18 protein-coding genes are annotated in these 17,738 nt (G+C 61.0%); 11 read left to right on the top strand and 7 right to left on the bottom strand.

Annotation, left to right across the window (positions count from 1 at the left end):
• Positions 1-147 precede the first annotated feature (147 nt).
• Both CXF97_RS23185 and CXF97_RS23180 read right to left on the bottom strand, forming a co-directional pair.
• Positions 148-2,559, bottom strand: a complete 2,412-nt coding sequence (locus CXF97_RS23185; protein ID WP_101161446.1) for a penicillin acylase family protein — start codon at positions 2,557-2,559, stop codon at positions 148-150.
• 102 nt (positions 2,560-2,661) lie between these two features.
• Positions 2,662-3,240 (bottom strand): DUF6436 domain-containing protein, encoded by a 579-nt coding sequence (locus tag CXF97_RS23180; protein WP_101161445.1) that lies wholly within the window; start codon positions 3,238-3,240, stop codon positions 2,662-2,664.
• Positions 3,241-3,339: 99 nt separating this feature from the next.
• Here CXF97_RS23180 and CXF97_RS23175 point away from each other — a divergent pair, with 99 nt between their 5' ends.
• Positions 3,340-4,287 carry an alpha/beta hydrolase gene (locus CXF97_RS23175; protein WP_101161443.1) on the top strand — a complete coding sequence of 316 codons (948 nt, stop codon included), beginning with the start codon at positions 3,340-3,342 and terminating at the stop codon, positions 4,285-4,287.
• 104 nt (positions 4,288-4,391) lie between these two features.
• On the opposite strand, the gene CXF97_RS23170 is transcribed toward CXF97_RS23175, so the two are convergent.
• Positions 4,392-5,123 carry a DUF2059 domain-containing protein gene (locus CXF97_RS23170; RefSeq protein ID WP_101161441.1) on the bottom strand — a complete coding sequence of 244 codons (732 nt, stop codon included), beginning with the start codon at positions 5,121-5,123 and terminating at the stop codon, positions 4,392-4,394.
• Positions 5,124-5,231: 108 nt separating this feature from the next.
• On the opposite strand from CXF97_RS23170, the gene CXF97_RS23165 reads away from it, so the two are divergent.
• Positions 5,232-5,864, top strand: coding sequence for a 2OG-Fe(II) oxygenase (locus CXF97_RS23165; protein WP_101161439.1), 633 nt, complete (start codon positions 5,232-5,234; stop codon positions 5,862-5,864).
• Positions 5,865-5,866: 2 nt separating this feature from the next.
• Positions 5,867-6,352, top strand: a complete 486-nt coding sequence (locus CXF97_RS23160; protein WP_101161437.1) for a DUF523 domain-containing protein — start codon at positions 5,867-5,869, stop codon at positions 6,350-6,352.
• Between the two features lie 119 nt (positions 6,353-6,471).
• Here the strand turns inward: CXF97_RS23160 and CXF97_RS23155 are convergent, their stop codons facing one another.
• Complete coding sequence (locus CXF97_RS23155) at positions 6,472-7,041, bottom strand: transporter substrate-binding domain-containing protein (RefSeq protein WP_101161435.1); 570 nt, start codon at positions 7,039-7,041, stop codon at positions 6,472-6,474.
• A 135-nt stretch (positions 7,042-7,176) separates the two neighbouring features.
• Between CXF97_RS23155 and CXF97_RS23150 the strand changes: the two genes are divergently transcribed.
• On the top strand, positions 7,177-7,602 hold the full coding sequence (locus tag CXF97_RS23150) for a DUF4399 domain-containing protein (protein ID WP_101161433.1): 426 nt from the start codon (positions 7,177-7,179) through the stop codon (positions 7,600-7,602).
• Positions 7,603-7,653: 51 nt separating this feature from the next.
• On the opposite strand, the gene serA is transcribed toward CXF97_RS23150, so the two are convergent.
• A complete protein-coding gene (gene serA, locus CXF97_RS23145; protein WP_090287262.1) occupies positions 7,654-8,883 on the bottom strand; it encodes a phosphoglycerate dehydrogenase in 1,230 nt (409 codons plus the stop codon).
• 205 nt (positions 8,884-9,088) lie between these two features.
• Between serA and CXF97_RS23135 the strand changes: the two genes are divergently transcribed.
• The 4 genes from CXF97_RS23135 (at position 9,089) to CXF97_RS23120 (ending at position 13,408) form a co-directional block, all read left to right on the top strand.
• Complete coding sequence (locus CXF97_RS23135) at positions 9,089-10,483, top strand: FAD-binding oxidoreductase (protein ID WP_101161431.1); 1,395 nt, start codon at positions 9,089-9,091, stop codon at positions 10,481-10,483.
• Between the two features lie 41 nt (positions 10,484-10,524).
• Positions 10,525-11,190 carry a fumarylacetoacetate hydrolase family protein gene (locus tag CXF97_RS23130; protein WP_101161429.1) on the top strand — a complete coding sequence of 222 codons (666 nt, stop codon included), beginning with the start codon at positions 10,525-10,527 and terminating at the stop codon, positions 11,188-11,190.
• A gap of 259 nt (positions 11,191-11,449) precedes the next feature.
• On the top strand, positions 11,450-12,373 hold the full coding sequence (locus CXF97_RS23125) for an SdiA-regulated domain-containing protein (protein ID WP_101161427.1): 924 nt from the start codon (positions 11,450-11,452) through the stop codon (positions 12,371-12,373).
• Positions 12,374-12,490: 117 nt separating this feature from the next.
• Positions 12,491-13,408, top strand: a complete 918-nt coding sequence (locus tag CXF97_RS23120) for an SdiA-regulated domain-containing protein (RefSeq protein ID WP_101161425.1) — start codon at positions 12,491-12,493, stop codon at positions 13,406-13,408.
• Between the two features lie 143 nt (positions 13,409-13,551).
• On the opposite strand, the gene rpiA is transcribed toward CXF97_RS23120, so the two are convergent.
• On the bottom strand, positions 13,552-14,226 hold the full coding sequence (gene rpiA / locus CXF97_RS23115; protein WP_101161423.1) for a ribose-5-phosphate isomerase RpiA: 675 nt from the start codon (positions 14,224-14,226) through the stop codon (positions 13,552-13,554).
• 147 nt (positions 14,227-14,373) lie between these two features.
• On the opposite strand from rpiA, the gene ilvA reads away from it, so the two are divergent.
• Both ilvA and CXF97_RS23105 read left to right on the top strand, forming a co-directional pair.
• On the top strand, positions 14,374-15,888 hold the full coding sequence (gene ilvA, locus CXF97_RS23110; protein ID WP_101161421.1) for a threonine ammonia-lyase, biosynthetic: 1,515 nt from the start codon (positions 14,374-14,376) through the stop codon (positions 15,886-15,888).
• A 41-nt stretch (positions 15,889-15,929) separates the two neighbouring features.
• On the top strand, positions 15,930-16,343 hold the full coding sequence (locus CXF97_RS23105) for a DUF2269 family protein (protein ID WP_101161420.1): 414 nt from the start codon (positions 15,930-15,932) through the stop codon (positions 16,341-16,343).
• A gap of 115 nt (positions 16,344-16,458) precedes the next feature.
• Here CXF97_RS23105 and CXF97_RS23100 read toward each other — a convergent pair whose 3' ends face one another.
• On the bottom strand, positions 16,459-17,115 hold the full coding sequence (locus tag CXF97_RS23100) for an HAD family phosphatase (RefSeq protein ID WP_101161418.1): 657 nt from the start codon (positions 17,113-17,115) through the stop codon (positions 16,459-16,461).
• A 143-nt stretch (positions 17,116-17,258) separates the two neighbouring features.
• Between CXF97_RS23100 and CXF97_RS23095 the strand changes: the two genes are divergently transcribed.
• Positions 17,259-17,738 (top strand): RNA pyrophosphohydrolase, encoded by a 480-nt coding sequence (locus tag CXF97_RS23095; RefSeq protein ID WP_003229203.1) that lies wholly within the window; start codon positions 17,259-17,261, stop codon positions 17,736-17,738.

Genomic DNA, 17,738 nt, shown 5'->3' with positions numbered 1-17,738 from the left:
CGGGCTTGCTCGCGAAAGCGGTGTGTCATTCGACATCCATATCGCGTGAGATGGCCTCTTCGCGAGCAAGCTCGCTCCCACATTTGGAATGCATGTCCCTGTGGGAGCGGGCTTGCTCGCGAAGGGGCCTGTGCAGGCGTTATAAATCTATTGGGCACCCCGCATCGGCAGTAGCTTCAAGGTACTGCGCGTATTCGCCAGCACCTCTTCCTCACTGAAATGCGCCTGCACATAAATCCCCTCTACGTACGCCTCAGCCTGGTCGTCGTAATGACGATCAAACGGCACGCCACTCTGGCCGACCGGATTGATCGTCAAACCATGCACCGCATCGGCAAAATCAACCAGACGCCGTGTCGACGGCCCATAGGTCACCGGCCACGGCGCCGGGCCGATCTTCGCCGAGAGGTTGTTCGGCACTTCATGGCTGCCCGGCGCCGCGAACGGCCCGACATTGAACAAGCGATCCAGCGGCTTCTGCTGCCCCAGCGGGTGGCCATGAGTGAGGGTGTGCGCCGCGCCCCACTGCCAGCCCGCCACGTTGTCGCCGAGGGTCAGTTTCAGATGCGCCATGCTTGCCGCCCACGCCATGCGCACGACATCGGCGCGGGTTTCTCTGGCCGGCGTGCTGCGGTTGTCCCACCAGGGCGAATCGGCCTGCGCCGCCAGGCGTGGCAACGCCGAATCGATCACCCGCGTCGACAGCAGGGTTTCGAAAAAGTCATTACCCAACTCATCGCGCATCGCCGCGTCGGCAAGGTCGTAGAGGAACTGGTTGAACACCGTCGCGCTGACCGAATTCAACGGATAGTCGCCGGGCCACTGCGCTAGTTGTTCGAGCAGTTTCAGCTGCGCCGGATCACTGACCACCTCTCGCAACACCGGCAACAGCGGCGCCAACAGGCGCGGGCCATAACCGGTCGCCGTGCCCAGTTGCAGCTTCTGGTTGGCCTCGTTGCTCAACTTCACCCGGTTGTCGCTGAGCTGGCGGTCGAGCTGCTGACCGCGATCAGCAAGGTTGTAGTAACCGGGAATCTCCATACCGGTCGGCGACACGGGCTGGAAGTTGGCCGAGACGATATAGCCGCGCGCCGGGTTCTCTTCCTGCGGATTGGCGCTGAACGGGTAGTAGCCGTCCTTGTCCGCCTCAGCCGTGCTGCCGTCAAGAATGAAGCCCGGTTTTACCCCGGCTGGACGTTTGGGCAGTAGCGCCGAGGCCCACCAGGCGATATCGCCTCTGGCATTGGCGTAAACCAGATTCAGCCCCGGCGCCTGCACCTTGGCCGCCGCCGCGCGGGCCTTGGCCAAGGTGTCGGCGCGGTTGAGCTGGTAGAAGCCGTCGAGGATCGGGTTGGGTGTTTCGAGGAAGGCCCACCACATCGCGATCGGGGTCTTGCCGGCAGCGCTGCCAAGAGCATCGTTGACGATTGGCCCGTGCGGGGACTGGCGCAAGGTGAGGGTCACCGGCGCCTGCCCCTTCACATTGATCTGTTGTTCGGTGACGAGCATCTCGGTCCACTGACCGCGATACCAGACTTGATTGGGGTTGTCCGGGTTGACCTTCTCGGCGATCAGGTCGAGATCGTCGTTCTGGAACATTGTCAGGCTCCAGCCGAAATCGAGGTTGTGTCCCAGAAACGCGAACGGCACCAGTGCCTGATGATGGCCGTACAACTCGAAACCCGGCGCCGACAGCTGCGCCTCGTACCACACCGACGGCACCGAAAAGCGGATATGCGGATCGCCGGCCAGCAACGGCTTGCCACTCTGGCTGCGGCTGCCGGCAATCACCCAGGCGTTGCTGCCTTCAAACTGCGGCAGGCCGTTGTCGAGCAGCGCCTGTTCGCTGAGGCGGGCGAGGGTGGTGAGGTCCTGCCAGTCGCCGGCGGCAAGGGCCGGTGCGTGCCGGGTGTGATCGGTGGCCAGAACGCCTTTGGCCTGCCAGTCGAGATCGAACACATCGAGGTAATCGGCGCCGAGCTGATCGCTTACGTAGGTCAGCAGCGGCTCGGTGCGAAACGCGGCGGCAAAGCTGTAGGCCATGTAGCCGGCGACGCTGATGCTGTCTTCGGCAGTGAACGGCCGCTTGGGGATGCCCAGCACGTCGAACTCGATCGGCGCGGCGTGGGTGTCCTGATACTGGTTGATGCCATCCAGATAAGCTTGCAGGCCTTTCCACGCCGGCGACTGTTTGTCGAGGCTGGCGACGTAGCTGGCCGCGCGCTCGCGGATGCGCAGGCTGCGAAACAGTTTGTCGGTGTCGAGCAGCTTCGGCCCGAGCACTTCGGCCAGTTCGCCCCGCGCGAGCCGGCGCATGGCTTCCATCTGGAACAACCGGTCCTGCGCGTGCACATAACCGAGGGCGCGATAGAGGTCGGTTTCGTTCTCGGCGCGGATATGCGGCACGCCGCGCTCGTCATAGCGCACGTTCACCGAGCCTTGCAGGTTGCGCAGTTCCACCTGGCCCTGGCGCGTCGGCTGCTTGCTGTAGATAAAGCTGCCGGCGGCGCAAAGCAGGACAACGATGAGCAAGGCAACAATGGTGAACGCACGCTTCATGGTGACTCCTTGTGCAGGCGAAAAGGCCGCCCGTCGGGCTGCAAACATTTAGCACAGAGCATCTATGCGGTGCAGCGCTGTCCTTGAAAAGTCCGGAATGCCTTACTTCGCGTCCGCCGGCCACGGGCAATAACAACCCACCGCCAGCGTATGCGTGGCATTGACCGGGCGATCTTCCGTCAGGGCATGCAGGATCGGTTCGATAAAGCTGTTGCTGGAATTGCAGGTCAGGCCTTCGCTGTACGGGCCGAAGTAGGCCAGTTTGCCGCTGCGGTCCCAGATTGCCACGGCCGGGCTGGCGGGGATCTGTTCGGAGCCGGGCAGGACGATGATGGTTTTCAGGCCGGCGAGGGTGGCGGGCAACTGGCCGTGGCTGCCGGGTTTTTGCACGGCGAAGAACTCCACGCCGCGAGTGCCGAACTGTTCGACCATCTCGCTCAGGTGCTGCTGATTGCCGACGTTGCATGGGCAGGCCGGGTCCCAGAAGTGCACGAGGCGGATATTGCCCGGCCCGGCGAGATTGTCCGGCAGGCGCAACGGGTCGCCGGAAAATACCGCGGTATGTTCGCTGAAGGCGCGCAGATAGCGGCCTTGAAACCAGTCATACGCCGCCCACAGCACCCCGGCGCAGATCAGCGCGAGCAGGCTGGCGAACAGTGCGGAGCGGTAGGGCGAACGCATGATTTTCGATCCTCGAAAGGCCGGCTAGCTTGCCATGTCTGTCACTACAGATGAATATCGCAGGCCGATAAAGTCTGTTTACCGCTTTGGAATGTCCGCATGCCTGATACTTTCGACCCCGATCATTTACGCGCGAGCCTCAAGCCGTTGGCCGAGTGGCAGCCGTTATCGGACGAGGCGAAGGCTTATCAGCGCTTCTACAAGACTGACTTCGCCGAGCGCGATGTCTGGCGTGGCATGGGGCGTTTCGACGTCGATGGTTACGAGTTGGTCAGCCATTGCTGGTGGCCGGAGAAGGTCAAGGCGACGCTGTTTCTGCTGCATGGTTACTACGATCACGTCGGCCTGTACCGGCATGTGATCGAGTGGGCGCTGGATCAGGATTTTGCCGTGATCGCCTGCGACTTGCCGGGGCACGGATTGTCGAGCGGGCCACGGGCGAGCATTCGTGATTTCGCTGAATATCAGCACATGCTGCAAGCGTTGTTCGCTGAAGCCAACTCGATCGCGCTGCCGCAGCCTTGGCATTTGTGCGGGCAGAGCACCGGGGGCGCGATTGTCGTCGATCACCTGCTCAACCATGGCGAGAACAGCCCGGCGCAAGGCCAGGTGATTCTGCTCGCGCCGTTGGTAAGGCCGAGGGCGTGGGGCTGGTCGCAGCTGAGTTATTACTTGCTGCGGCCATTCGTGCGGGGCATCGCGCGCCGCTTTAGCGAAAACTCCAACGATCCGGATTTCCTGCCGTTTCTCCAAGCCGATCCGCTACAGCCAAGGCGCCTGCCGACGAGATGGGTGGGCGCACTGTCGCGCTGGATCATCCGCGTCGAGCACGCGAAAAAAAGCCCGCGACGACCTCTGATCATTCAGGGGCAGGCGGACATGACCGTGGACTGGCAGCACAATCTGCAAGTGTTGAAGTGGAAGTTCGACCGGCCGCAGATTCTGCTGTTGGCCGAGGCACGGCATCATCTGGCGAATGAAACGGCGGAGATGCGCGAGGAGTATTTCGAATTCTTGAGCAAGCGGATCAGGGGCCGGAATCTCTAGTGCCTGGGAGGGCCTCTTCGCGAGCAGGCTCGCTCCCACAGTGGAATGCATTACAACCTGTGGAAGCGAGCCTGCTCGCGATGTGATCTTTCAGGCACCGAACATCACTGGCCGACCGCCAACCCCGCCCGAATCGCCGCCAGTGCCGCCTGGTAGTACGCCTTGCCCTCGGTTGACTCGGCAAACGTCGCAAACTCTTCCAGTTCTTCATCCGACAAATCGCGATAGACGTAGAGCAGCGTGTTGTTCAGATCCGCGCCGATCTGATCCATCAACCGTTGGCGCTGACCATTCAACATGCCTTGCGCCTGACCGCCACCCAGCAATCCCGGGATCATCGAACTCAAACTGTCCGCCGCCACGCCGGCAATTGCCAGACTGACCTCGGCGCCAGCCTCTCGGGCCGGCAAGGCCTGGGCGAGATGGCCGATGATCAGCAAACGGCTGTCGCTGGCCTGCATCTTTGGCAGACCCTGGGCATTTTTTGCCAACTGATCGCGGCGAGTCGCGAGCAATTCGGCGGCGACGATTTTCTTGCCCAGTGGTGACTGGAAGAAGGTCAGCGCCGGTTTCGGGTCGGCGAGTTTCAGCCGCAGTTGCGCTTCGGCGCGTTGATCCATGGCCTGCGCGGCGAAGCGCTGATTGCTGTTGTTGACCAGCGCTTGAAATACCGCAGGCGGCAGGCTGTTCTGATAGCGCTGCTGGGCTGCGCTCAGGGCATCGTTGAAATGCGCGCGTTGTTCTGGCCAGCCGGCGACCTTGTACAGCTGATCGTGGCCGTCCGCCCAGGCGGGCAATACGCAGAACATCAACAGTGAAAAAAGCAAACGGCGCATAGGGACTCCTGTCAGCAGCGCACTATTGTCCGTGCGGTGCGGGTACTTGTCGAGAATTCGTAGCAAGCCGCTGCGTGGCTCTGTCGGATTTGTTGCCGCCGGCATACTATGCGCGCCATGCCGATATCCTCTGAACACCCGCTGCTGTTACGCATTGTCGACGACCTGGCCGAACATGGCTGGTCGCAGCAGAACATCTTCCTGCCCGCCGATCTGACTCGGGCGCTGGCGGCCGAGTGCCGTCAACGCGAAGCCGAAGGCGAACTGGCGCCGGCGGCGGTCGGGCGCGGGCCGTTTTCGGAGATTCGCGAGGGTATTCGCGGCGATCACATTCAGTGGATCGACCCTGGTCAGGCCGACGCCACTGACCGCTACCTGAGTTTGATGGACAGCCTGCGCGAGGCGCTCAATCGCGGTCTGTTTCTGGGGCTGGAAGACTTCGAATGCCATTTCGCCCTGTACCCGCCCGGCGCGTTTTACCTCAAGCACGTCGACCGCTTTCGTGATGATGATCGACGCATGGTCTCGGCGGTAATCTACCTCAACGACGCCTGGCTGCCGGAGGACGGTGGCCAGTTGCGCATGTATCTGGGTGATGAGCGCGTGCATGACGTGCAGCCTACCGGGGGTTGTCTGGTGGTGTTTCTCTCCGGCGAAGTACCGCACGAAGTATTGCCGGCCTATCGCGAGCGGCTGTCGCTGACCGGTTGGTTTCGTCGCCGTGGCAACGAGCCGTTCTGACGATGGAAAAGATCCTGGTCAGCCGCTGCCTGTTGGGCCATCGCGTGCGATATGACGGTGGCGCCAGCGGTCCGTTTGATCTGCTTGAGCACTGGATTGCCGAGGGACGGGTGGTGCCGTTGTGTCCGGAGGTGGCCGGTGGCTTGCCGACGCCACGGGCGGCAGCGGAAATTCCCGGCGGGCAGGGTGGCGAGGTGCTCGATGGCACTGCTGCGGTGATGACCACCGAAGGCGAGGATGTCAGTGCGCAGTTTCTCGACGGTGCGCGGCAGGCGCTGGCGTTGGTGCGCAAACACGGCATTCGCGTCGCGGTGCTCAAGGCCAACAGCCCCTCTTGCGGGAATTTGCTGACTTACGATGGGACATTCAGCGGAGTGAAAGTCTCCGGCGAAGGGGTGACGGCGGCGCTGCTCAAGCGCCATGGGGTTCAAGTGTTCAGTGAGCTTGAGTTGCCGCTAGCCGCGGCTGCCCTGGCCCGACTCGACTAAGACACACCACATCTGCCTTGTGGGAGCGGGCTTGCTCGCGAAGGCGGTGTGTCTGGCGATTCAGATGAGCCTGACACGCCGCTTTCGCGAGCAAGCCCGCTCCCACAGGGGGGGGGTGTTCAATTGGATTCGGTGAGCCACTTTTCCGACAGCGCCGCCAGCCGCCCATCCGCCTTGATCCGTTCCAGCGCGCTCTTGAGGCTGGCCTGGAACGCCGGGTTGCCTTTCTGAAACGGGATCGCCAATTCCACCGGCGCCGCAACTTTCGGCTTCTCTTCGGTCAGCGCCTGCACCAGCACCATCGGTCGTGGCGTCTCATCTTTCTTCGCCAGCAGCTGCGCATTGACCTGGCCGTACGGCTCGCTGAAGTCGAAACGATCCTTGAGTTCGGGTGTCAGTGCTATGTGGTTGAGCGCGACGTCGTACTTGCCGCTTTCGACGCCCTGGAGCAGATCGCCTTCGTCGGTGACGATGAAATCGGCGCGTACATCCAGCTCTTTGGCCAAAAGTTGCCCAAGCTCGACCTCGAACCCCGTGAGTGTGTCGCCTTCCTTGTAATTGAAGGGCGGTGTATTAGCCTCAAGGGCTATGCGCAGCTCGCCACGGTCGTTGACGTCATCAATCAGTTCGGCGTGAGCCAGCGGGCTCAGAAGGGGTAGCAGGCAGAACAGGCCAGGCAGCAGGCGCATGGTCACTCCTTTGAAATCATTATCGCGACGCTCTGATTCAGGCTCGCTTTGCTATGGTTGTCGAGTGCCTTCGACAACGAATGGACATGAAGTTGTCATGACCATGCGGATTTTACGGAAAAACTGGAGAAGAAAATGAAAAGCTTTATGTCACGTGCAGCGTTGGCCGGTGTGCTGATGGGTGTTTCGGTGCTGGCCAGTGCGGCGACGCCGGCGCCGAAGGATGCTGAAGTGTTCATCGTTTCTCCCGAGGACGGCGCCACCGTCTCGCAGGAATTCAAGGTCAAGTTCGGCGTCAAGAACATCGCGCTGGCCCCGGCGGGTGACGTCACCAAAAACACTGGCCACCATCATTTGCTGATCGACGTCGATGATTTGCCGGCCGAAGGCGCGCCGATCCCGACTGACGCCCACCACATGCATTTCGGCAAGGCGCAGACCGAAGCCACGATCAAACTGGCCCCGGGCAAGCACACCTTGCAACTGATCCTCGGCGACAGCGGCCACATGCCGTTCGCCCCGTCGATCGTTTCCGAAAAAATCACGGTAAACGTGAAATAAAAAAAGGGAGCCCTGTGGGGCTCCCTTTTTCTTGCGCTACGAACGCTGTGCTTAGAACAGCACGCGACTACGGATAGTGCCGTTGACGTGTTGCAGCTTCTCTTGCGCCAGCTCCGAGTATTCGGCGTCTACGTCGATCACCACGTAGCCGACCTTCTCGTTGGTCTGCAGGAACTGACCTGAGATGTTGATGCCGTTTTCGGCGAAGACCTTGTTGATCTCGCTCATCACACCCGGGATGTTCTCGTGGATGTGCAGCAGGCGGTGTTTGCCAGGGTGAGCCGGCAGTGCCACTTCCGGGAAGTTGACTGACGACACCGACGTACCGTTGTCGCTGTACTTGACCAGTTTTTCCGCCACTTCCAGACCGATGTTGGCTTGCGCTTCGGCGGTCGAGCCACCGATGTGCGGGGTCAGGATCACGTTGTCGAGGCCACGCAGCGGGCTTTCGAACTCTTCGTCGTTAGAGCGTGGTTCGACCGGGAACACGTCGATGGCTGCGCCGATCAGGTGCTTGTCCTTGATCGCAGCTGCCAGGTGATCCAGCTCGACCACGGTGCCGCGCGCGGCGTTGATCAGGATGCCGCCCTTCTTGATTGCACGGATCTCCTTCTCGCCGATCATCCACTGAGTGGCGGCGGTTTCCGGAACGTGCAGGGTGACGATGTCGGACATGCCCAGCAGCTCGTGCAGGTTGTTGACCTGCGTGGCGTTGCCCAGCGGCAGCTTGGTCACGGTGTCATAGAAGAACACCTGCATCCCCAGGCCTTCGGCCAGAACCGACAACTGCGTGCCGATCGAGCCGTAGCCGACGATGCCCAGCTTCTTGCCACGGATCTCGAAGGAGTTGGCTGCGGACTTGATCCAGCCGCCACGGTGGCAGGAAGCGTTTTTCTCCGGGATGCCGCGCAGCAGCAGGATCGCTTCGGCCAATACCAGCTCGGCGACCGAGCGGGTGTTGGAGTACGGCGCGTTGAACACGGCGATGCCGCGCTCGCGGGCTGCGCCCAGGTCAACCTGGTTGGTGCCGATGCAGAAACAGCCGACCGCGACCAGCTTCTTGGCGTGATCGAAGATCTCTTCGGTCAGTTGCGTGCGCGAGCGAATGCCGATGAAGTGAGCGTCAGCGATCTTTTCCTTGAGCTGGGCATCCGGCAGAGAACTGGTGTGGTACTCGATGCTGGTGTAGCCCGCCGCCTTGAGGACGTCGACAGCCGATTGGTGGACGCCTTCGAGAAGAAGGAACTTGATCTTGCTCTTATCGAGAGAAGTCTTGCTCATCTGCGTAAACCTGTATCCCGGAGAAAAATGGCAGGGAGGGAGCAGCCTGGAGCTGACCCGCACGGCAACAAAGCCGTCACCGCGGATCTGGCCTTGGGCACTGTCCTGCGGGGTCGGTATGCTAGCATAGCCACCCCGCTAAACACTCATTCCTGCGACGTGAAGCGTTCTCAGGATGACCATGAATTGTTCGAGAGTTCTGTCGATGACCAATCCTGCGCTGATTGATGAACTGAAGACCCTGGTCGAGCCCGGCAAGGTCCTGACCGACGCCGACTCCCTGAATGCTTACGGCAAGGATTGGACCAAGCACTTCGCTCCGGCGCCGAGCGCCATCGTGTTTCCCAAGACCATCGAGCAAGTGCAGGCCGTGGTGCATTGGGCCAACAGGCACAAGGTCGCGCTGGTACCGTCCGGCGGGCGCACCGGGTTGTCCGCCGCTGCGGTGGCGGCCAATGGCGAAGTGGTCGTCTCGTTCGATTACATGAACCAGATTCTCGACATCAACCTCACCGACCGTACCGCCGTGTGCCAGCCAGGCGTGGTCACCGAGCATTTGCAGAACGTCGCTGAAGAAAACGGCCTGTACTATCCGGTCGACTTTGCCTCGGCGGGTTCCAGCCAGATTGGCGGCAACATCGGCACCAATGCCGGCGGGATCAAAGTGATTCGCTACGGCATGACCCGTAACTGGGTCGCCGGCATGAAAGTCGTCACCGGCAAGGGCGACGTGCTCGAGCTAAACAAGGACCTGATCAAGAACGCCACCGGTTACGACCTGCGGCAGCTGTTTATCGGCGCCGAAGGCACCCTCGGTTTCGTCGTCGAAGCGACCATGCGCCTGGATCGCGCACCGAAAAACCTCACTGCCATGGTCCTCGGCACCGCCGATTTCGATTCGATCATGCCGGTGTTGCACGCCTTCCAGGGCAAGCTCGACCTGACCGCCTTCGAATTCTTCTCCGACAAGGCCCTGGCCAAAGTCATGGGCCGCGGCGATGTGCCGGCGCCGTTCGACACCGACTGCCCGTTCTACGCCCTGCTGGAATTCGAAGCGACCACCGAAGAAGTGGCCAACAGCGCGCTGGAGACCTTCGAACACTGCGTAGAACAGGGCTGGGTGCTCGACGGCGTGATGAGCCAGAGCGAAACCCAGTTGCACAATCTGTGGAAGCTGCGCGAGTACATTTCCGAAACCATTTCCCACTGGACGCCGTACAAGAACGACATCTCGGTTACCGTCTCGAAAGTGCCGGCGTTCCTGCGCGAAATCGACGCGATCGTCGGCGAGCACTACCCGGATTTCGAGATTGTCTGGTTCGGCCACATCGGCGACGGCAATCTGCACCTGAACATCCTCAAGCCGGAAAATCTGAGCAAGGACGAGTTCTTCGCCAAGTGCGCCACCGTCAACAAGTGGGTGTTCGAAACCGTCGAGAAGTACAACGGCTCGATCTCGGCCGAACATGGCGTGGGCATGACCAAGCGTGATTACCTGACCTACAGCCGCTCGCCGGCCGAGATCGAGTACATGAAAGCGGTCAAGGCAGTGTTCGACCCGAACGGCATCATGAACCCGGGCAAGATTTTCCCGGTTTGATCAGCAATCTCTGATGAATCAATGAAGGCAGGAGTCGGTAAATGAGCTATCAGCACCAGTATGTCGACGGCACGCGCATCCACTTCCCGATCGGGAAAGTCGTGTGCATTGGCCGCAATTACGCCGAACACGCGAAGGAGCTGGACAACCCGGTGCCGACCGAGCCGCTGCTGTTCATCAAGCCGGGCAGTTGCGTGGTACCGCTGGAAGACGGCTTCAGCATCCCAACCGAGCGCGGTTCGGTGCATTACGAGGCGGAAATCGCGGTGCTGATCGGCAAGCCGCTGTCGACCAGACCAAGCCGCGAAGAAGTGCTCGATGCGATCTCCGGCTTCGCCCCGGCGCTGGACCTGACCCTGCGTGACAAGCAGGCCGAGCTCAAAGCCAAGGGCCTGCCGTGGGAAATCGCCAAGTCGTTCGACGGCGCGGCAGTGATCGCCCCGTTCGTGGTCGGCAGCACTTTCGCTGACCTGACCGACATCGGCATCCGCTTGACCATCAACGGGCAAGTGCGCCAGGACGGCAACAGCAGCGCAATGCTCAACCCGATCGTGCCGATGATCCAGCACATGGCCGGCTGCTTCTCGCTGCAGGCCGGTGACGTGATCCTGACCGGCACGCCGGTGGGTGTCGGCCCGCTGAACGTCGGCGATGAGATCGTCCTCGAGCTGCCAGGGGCGAGCAGCTTCAACAGCAGCGTGCGCTAAGTTCTTCACCGCAACACCCTCCCTGTGGGAGCGGGCTTGCTCGTGAAAGCGTAGTGTCAGTCGGCAACGATGTCGCTGACCCACCGCATTCGCGAGCAAGCTCGCTCCCACAGGGGCTTTGTGATCGCTCGGAAATCGGGCAATCCCGCCATTTCCTGTTTTTTTCACATCCTGTCTGGATAATTCCCGCGATTCTGGCGTCTCAGCCGGCCTCTTTGTGCTATTACCCTTGGCCTGAACTCACGGAACGCATCCCTCGATGGCATCTCGAACTCAGCAGAAATCCTCCTCCCGTTCGCGCTTTGTCCTGCGCTGGTATGCCTGGCTGTTGCTGGCCATCGCTGCGGCTTATGGACTGGCCTTCGCCATGCATTGGGATGATCGCGGCGTGCTGTGGGTGCTGGAGCGCTTCGAGAGCAAGGCCGAGCGCAAGGAGAGCGTATGGCTGCCGGATTATCAGGTGGTGATCGACGCCAAACCGTTGCCGGGCATGGAGAAGGACGAAGCCTCGGACCTGGCCTACAACCGGCAGACCAAGACCCTGTTTGCAGTCATGGGCAAGAATGCCTTCCTCGTCGAGCTGACGCTGCAGGGCGACGTGTTGCGCAAGATGCCGCTGGTGGGCTGGAGCAATCCCGAAGGCCTGACCGTCATGGAAAACGGGTTGTTGGCGATTGTTGATGAACGTGAGCATACGTTGTCGATCGTCAAAGTCGATGCCGCGACTCGTGAGCTGAACATCGCCGACTTCCCGAAATACGACCTCGGGCCCTCGAAGGATCAGAACAAGGCCTTCGAGGCCATCACGTGGGATCCGCACAATCAGCAGCTGGTGCTGGGTGAAGAGCGCCCGCCGGCCCTGTTCACCTGGAAAAGCGACGGCGGCCAGACCCTTCTGGGCGACAAGCAGAAGCTGGCCAGCAATCAGTTGGACCTGCGCAACCTGTCGGCGCTGGCCGTCGATCCGCGCACTGGCCATCTGCTGGTGCTGTCGGCCGATTCGCATCTGTTGCTGGAGCTGGACGAGGCCGGCAAGCAAGTCAGCTTCATGACGCTGCTGGGGAATTTCAATGGTCTGAAAGACACCATTCCCCGCGCCGAGGGTATGACCATGGATGAGGACGGCACGCTGTACATGGTCAGCGAACCGAACCTGTTCTACCGCTTCGAAAAACATCAGTAAGTTTTCCTACAGCTATTGCGGAATCGTGCAGTTGTCGTGGGCGGCAAGTGGCCATTAAGCTTCAGTTCAGACGGGCGTGATATTTCATCGGCCTGTCTTGAATCCGAGCCTGCCTGAATGCGTCGACTTGCCCGTCCCAAACCGTTGATTCTCCTGCTGTTGATGATTGTCCTGGTCGCGTTGATCGCGATCGGTCAATACCTGCGCCTGTTCGAGCGCGCCTGGTTCAACCTGCACACGCTGTGGCAGCCGCTGAGCAGCGAGGCGATCGGCCTCGACCAATATCGGGTGACGATCGAGGCGCGGCCGATCGAGGGGCTCGACGATGATGTCTCGGCGCTGACCTACGATCCGGTGCGCAAAAGCCTGTTCACCGTGACCAACAAGAATTCCGAACTGATCGAACTGTCGCTGGAAGGCAAGGTCCTGCGACGCATCGCGCTGGTCGGTTTCGGCGACCCGGAAGCCGTCGAATACATCAGCGCCGACACCTACGTGATCACCGATGAGCGCCAGCAACGCCTGATCAAAATCCACCTCGAGGCAGACACCACTTTTCTCGATGCCGAGGATGCCGAGCAAATGACCCTCGGCGTGCACATGTCCAGCAACAAGGGTTTCGAAGGGTTGGCTTACGATTCGGTGGGCAAACGGCTGTTTGTAGCGAAGGAGCGCGACCCGATGCTGATCTATGAAGTTCACGGTTTTCCGCACTTCAAACCGGACAAGACCTACGCCGTACACGTGATCAACAACCCCAAGCGCGATGCCGGGATGTTTGTGCGTGATCTTTCGAGTCTGCAATACGACGAGCGCAGCGGGCACTTGCTGGCGCTGTCGGATGAATCGCGGCTGATCATTGAGCTGGATGTCGACGGCCGCCCGTTGAGCACCATGTCGATCAGCGGCGGACGCCAGGGTTTGCAGAAAACCGTGCCGCAGGCCGAGGGGATTGCGATGGATGATGACGGCACGCTGTATCTGGTGAGCGAGCCGAATCTGTTTTACGTCTTCAAAAAGCCCACACCAAACTAACTGACATCACAAAACACTGTGGGAGCGGGCTTGCTCGCGAAAGCGGTCGATCAGTCACCCTAAGTGTTGACTGATCCGGCGCATTCGCGAGCAAGCCCGCTCCCACAGGTTCGATATCTGTCCGCAAAAAATCGGGCAGTCTGTTACTCAGCCTTCAGGGTTTTCACGCCTTCACTGGTGCCCAGAAGCAACAGATCCGCCGGGCGCGCGGCGAACAGGCCGTTGGTGACCACGCCGACGACGGCGTTGATCTGCGCTTCCAGCTCCACCGGGTTGGTGATCTGCAGGTTGAACACGTCGAGGATGATGTTGCCGTTGTCGGTCAGCACGCCTTCGCGGTACACCGGGTCGCCGCCGAGTTTCACCAGTTGGCGCGCCACGTGGCTGCGGGCCATCGGGATCACTTCCACCGGCAGCGGAAACTCGCCGAGCACCGGCACCAGTTTGCTGGCGTCGGCGATGCAGATGAAGGTCTTGGCCACGGCGGCGACAATCTTCTCGCGGGTCAGGGCCGCACCGCCGCCCTTGATCAGGTTCAGGTGCGCGTCGCTTTCATCGGCGCCGTCAACGTAGAACTCCAGGTCGCTGACCGTGTTCAGCTCGTACACCGGAATGCCGTGGCCCTTGAGGCGCGCGGCGGTGGCTTCGGAGCTGGCGACCGCGCCATCGAACGCGCCCTTGTGCTGGGCCAGGGCGTCGATGAAGCAGTTGGCGGTGGAGCCGGTGCCGACGCCGACGATGCTCTTGTCGTCGAGTTTCGGCAGGATGAAGTCGACGGCGGCCTGGGCCACGGCCTGTTTGAGTTGATCCTGGGTCATGCGGGCTCCGAAAGCGGGCAAGGGTTGGGCAGAAAGGCCGGCATTATAGCCGCAAGCGCGGCTAAAACCTCTGGATTCGTGTGGTCGCATCGGCAAAAGCCGGGTTAGACTCCCGGGTCCCGCCCAACCGCTCAGTGATGCTTTCCGATGCTTGAACAGTACGTCAAAAAGATCCTCACCTCGCGCGTTTATGACGTTGCCGTAGAAACCCCGCTGCACAACGCCCGTCAGCTCTCCGAGCGGCTGGGCAATGACATCTGGCTCAAGCGCGAAGACTTGCAACCAGTGTTCTCCTTCAAGATTCGCGGGGCCTACAACAAGCTGACGCAACTGAGCGACGAAGAGCGCGCCCGTGGCGTGGTCACCGCCTCGGCGGGCAACCATGCGCAGGGCCTGGCGCTGGCGGCGAAAGTGCTGGGTGTCAAAGCCACCATCGTCATGCCCAAGACCACCCCGGAAATCAAGGTCGAAGGCGTGCGTTCGCGCGGCGGTAAAGTCGTGCTGCACGGTGACTCGTTCCCGGAAGCGCTGGCCTACTCGCTGAAACTGGTCGATGAGAAAGGCTACGTCTACATTCATCCCTACGACGACCCGCACACCATCGCCGGGCAAGGCACCGTGGCGATGGAAATCCTGCGTCAGCACCCACAGCCACTGGACGCGATTTTCGTCCCGGTCGGTGGCGGCGGCCTGATCGCCGGGATCGCCGCGTACGTGAAATACCTGCGCCCGGACATCAAGGTCATCGGTGTCGAGCCAGACGATTCCAATTGCCTGCAAGCGGCAATGGCGGCGGGCGAGCGTGTCGTTCTGCCGACCGTAGGCATCTTTGCCGACGGCGTGGCGGTGGCGCAGATTGGCCAGTACACCTTTGAAATCTGCAAGGATCATGTCGATGAAGTGATCACCGTCAGCACCGATGAGATTTGTGCGGCGATCAAGGATATCTACGACGATACCCGCTCGATCACCGAACCTGCCGGCGCCCTGGGCGTGGCCGGGATCAAGAAATACGTTGAGCAGCGCGGTGTCAGCGGCCAGACTTTCGTCGCCATCGACTCCGGCGCCAACGTCAATTTCGACCGCTTGCGCCATGTCGCCGAACGCGCCGAGCTTGGCGAAGGTCGCGAAGCGATCATCGCCGTGACCATCCCCGAGCAGGCCGGCAGCTTCAAGGCCTTCTGCGAAGCCATCGGCAAGCGCCAGATCACCGAATTCAATTACCGCTACAACACCGGCAGCGAAGCGCACATTTTCGTTGGCGTGCAGACCCACCCGGACAACGACCCGCGCAGCGCACTGCTGGCGAGCCTGACCGAGCAAGGTTTTCCGGTGGTCGACCTGACCGACAACGAACTGGCCAAGTTGCACATTCGCCACATGGTCGGCGGCCGCGCCGCGCAAGTGGTCGATGAAGTGGTGCTGCGTTTCGAATTTCCGGAACGGCCGGGCGCGCTGTTCAACTTCCTCAGCAAGCTGGGGGGGCGCTGGAACATCTCGATGTTCCACTATCGTAACCATGGCGCGGCGGACGGCCGTGTAGTCGCCGGCCTGCAAGTGCCCCACGACGAGCGCCACCTGGTGCCGGCTGCGCTGGCGCAAATCGGCTACCCGTACTGGGATGAAAGCGACAACCCGGCCTATCAGCTGTTTCTCGGCTGAGCGACTACGCTGATGTGCATGGAATTACGAATGGGAACGACATGGAAACCCTGACCACCCTGAAAGTCCTTCACGTCGCGGCGACCGTGGTCATCCTCGCGAGCGGGCTGGGGCTCGCCGCCCTGACCTGGCGTAACCGCAGCGAAGGGCCTGCCAGTACGATGCGGCGGCCCTGGCTGTTCATCTGGTGTCTGATGCTGATCGGCATACTCAGCATGCCGTTCACCGGCTGGTGGCTGGTGCACCTGATCGGCTGGCCATTGGGGCAATTGTGGATTCTGGGCTCCAGCGTGATCTATGCCGTGGCCACGTTCAGTGCAGTCTGGCTGCTGGTTCGGCTGGATCGGCTATGGACTACCGGAGTGGGTAGCCGCACATTCAGTCTGGCACTGGCGATAGTCAGCGGTGTTGGATTTCTGGCCATTGCGGCGTTGATGGGGGCCAAGCCTGTTTAGGGCTTGAGACCGGGTCGCCCCTATCGCTGGCAGGTCCCACAAGGATTTTCAGTGAACACAGATTGTGTGACCACCCGAAAAACCTGTGGGAGCTGGCTTGCCAGCGATGGCCATTTCAGCCGCGAAGACTGATCACCGGCCAACCACGCTTCTCGGCCTCGGCGCGCAGATTCGGGTCCGGATCAACCGCCACCGGATTCGCCACCTGCTCCAGCAACGGCAAATCATTCATCGAATCGCTATAGAAATAGCTGCCCTCAAGCGAATACCCGGTCTCTTCCAGCCAGCGATTCAGGCGCGTCACCTTGCCTTCACGGAAACACGGAATGTCGGTGCTGCGCCCGCTGTAGCGGCCATCGACCATTTCGCACTCGGTGGCGATCAGGGTTTCCACGCCCAGGCGCACGGCGATCGGCGCGGTGACGAAGCGGTTGGTGGCGGTGATGATCACCAGTTTGTCGCCGGCGTCGCGGTGTTTTTTCAGAAGCTCAAGTGCCTTGGGCAGCATGATCGGCTCGATGCAGTCGCGCATGTAATCGCTGTGCCAGGCGTCGAGCACGGCCATTTCGGTGCGGCCGAGGATCTCCAGGCAGAAATTCAGGTAGGCAGCGTTGTCCAGCTTGCCGGCCAGGTAATCCTGATAGAACTCGTCGTTGCGCGCCTTGTAGGCGATCGGGTCGAGGAAGCCGCGCTCGCACAGATAGTCGCCCCAAGCGTGATCGCTGTCGCCGCCCAGAAGGGTGTTGTCCAAATCGAATAGAGCCAGGCGCATTGCAGTTACCCGCTGAAAAGTCAGTAAAAAGGCGACAAGAATACGGTCTTTTCACAAGAGTGCACATAAGGTAGGAACCTTCGTTGCCGCCTGCTCAAGCTTTGTGGAACAATGCGGCGACATGCGTTTGCGAGGTTGTTGCCGTGATCGACCCCGATGGTTTCCGCCCCAATGTCGGGATCATTCTGACGAATGACGCCGGCCAGGTGCTATGGGCTCGCCGTATCAATCAGGACGCCTGGCAGTTTCCGCAAGGGGGAATCAACCCCGAGGAGACGCCGGAAGACGCCTTGTACCGCGAGCTGAACGAAGAAGTTGGCCTGGAACGTGAAGATGTTGAAATACTGGCCTGTACCCGAGGCTGGTTGCGCTATCGTTTGCCGCAACGCCTGGTGCGTACCCACAGCCAACCGCTGTGCATCGGCCAGAAACAGAAATGGTTTCTCCTGCGCCTGATCTCCAACGAGCAGAGGGTGCGGATGGATTTGACCGGTAAACCGGAGTTCGATGGCTGGCGCTGGGTCAGTTATTGGTATCCGTTGGGCCAGGTGGTGACATTCAAGCGCGAGGTGTATCGACGCGCTCTCAAAGAGCTTGCCCCGCGCCTTTTAGCGCGCGACTGA

This window comes from Pseudomonas sp. Choline-02u-1 (genome assembly GCF_002836515.1).
Taxonomy (GTDB): Bacteria; Pseudomonadota; Gammaproteobacteria; order Pseudomonadales; family Pseudomonadaceae; genus Aquipseudomonas.
This window is presented reverse-complemented; position numbering and strand designations above follow the sequence as displayed.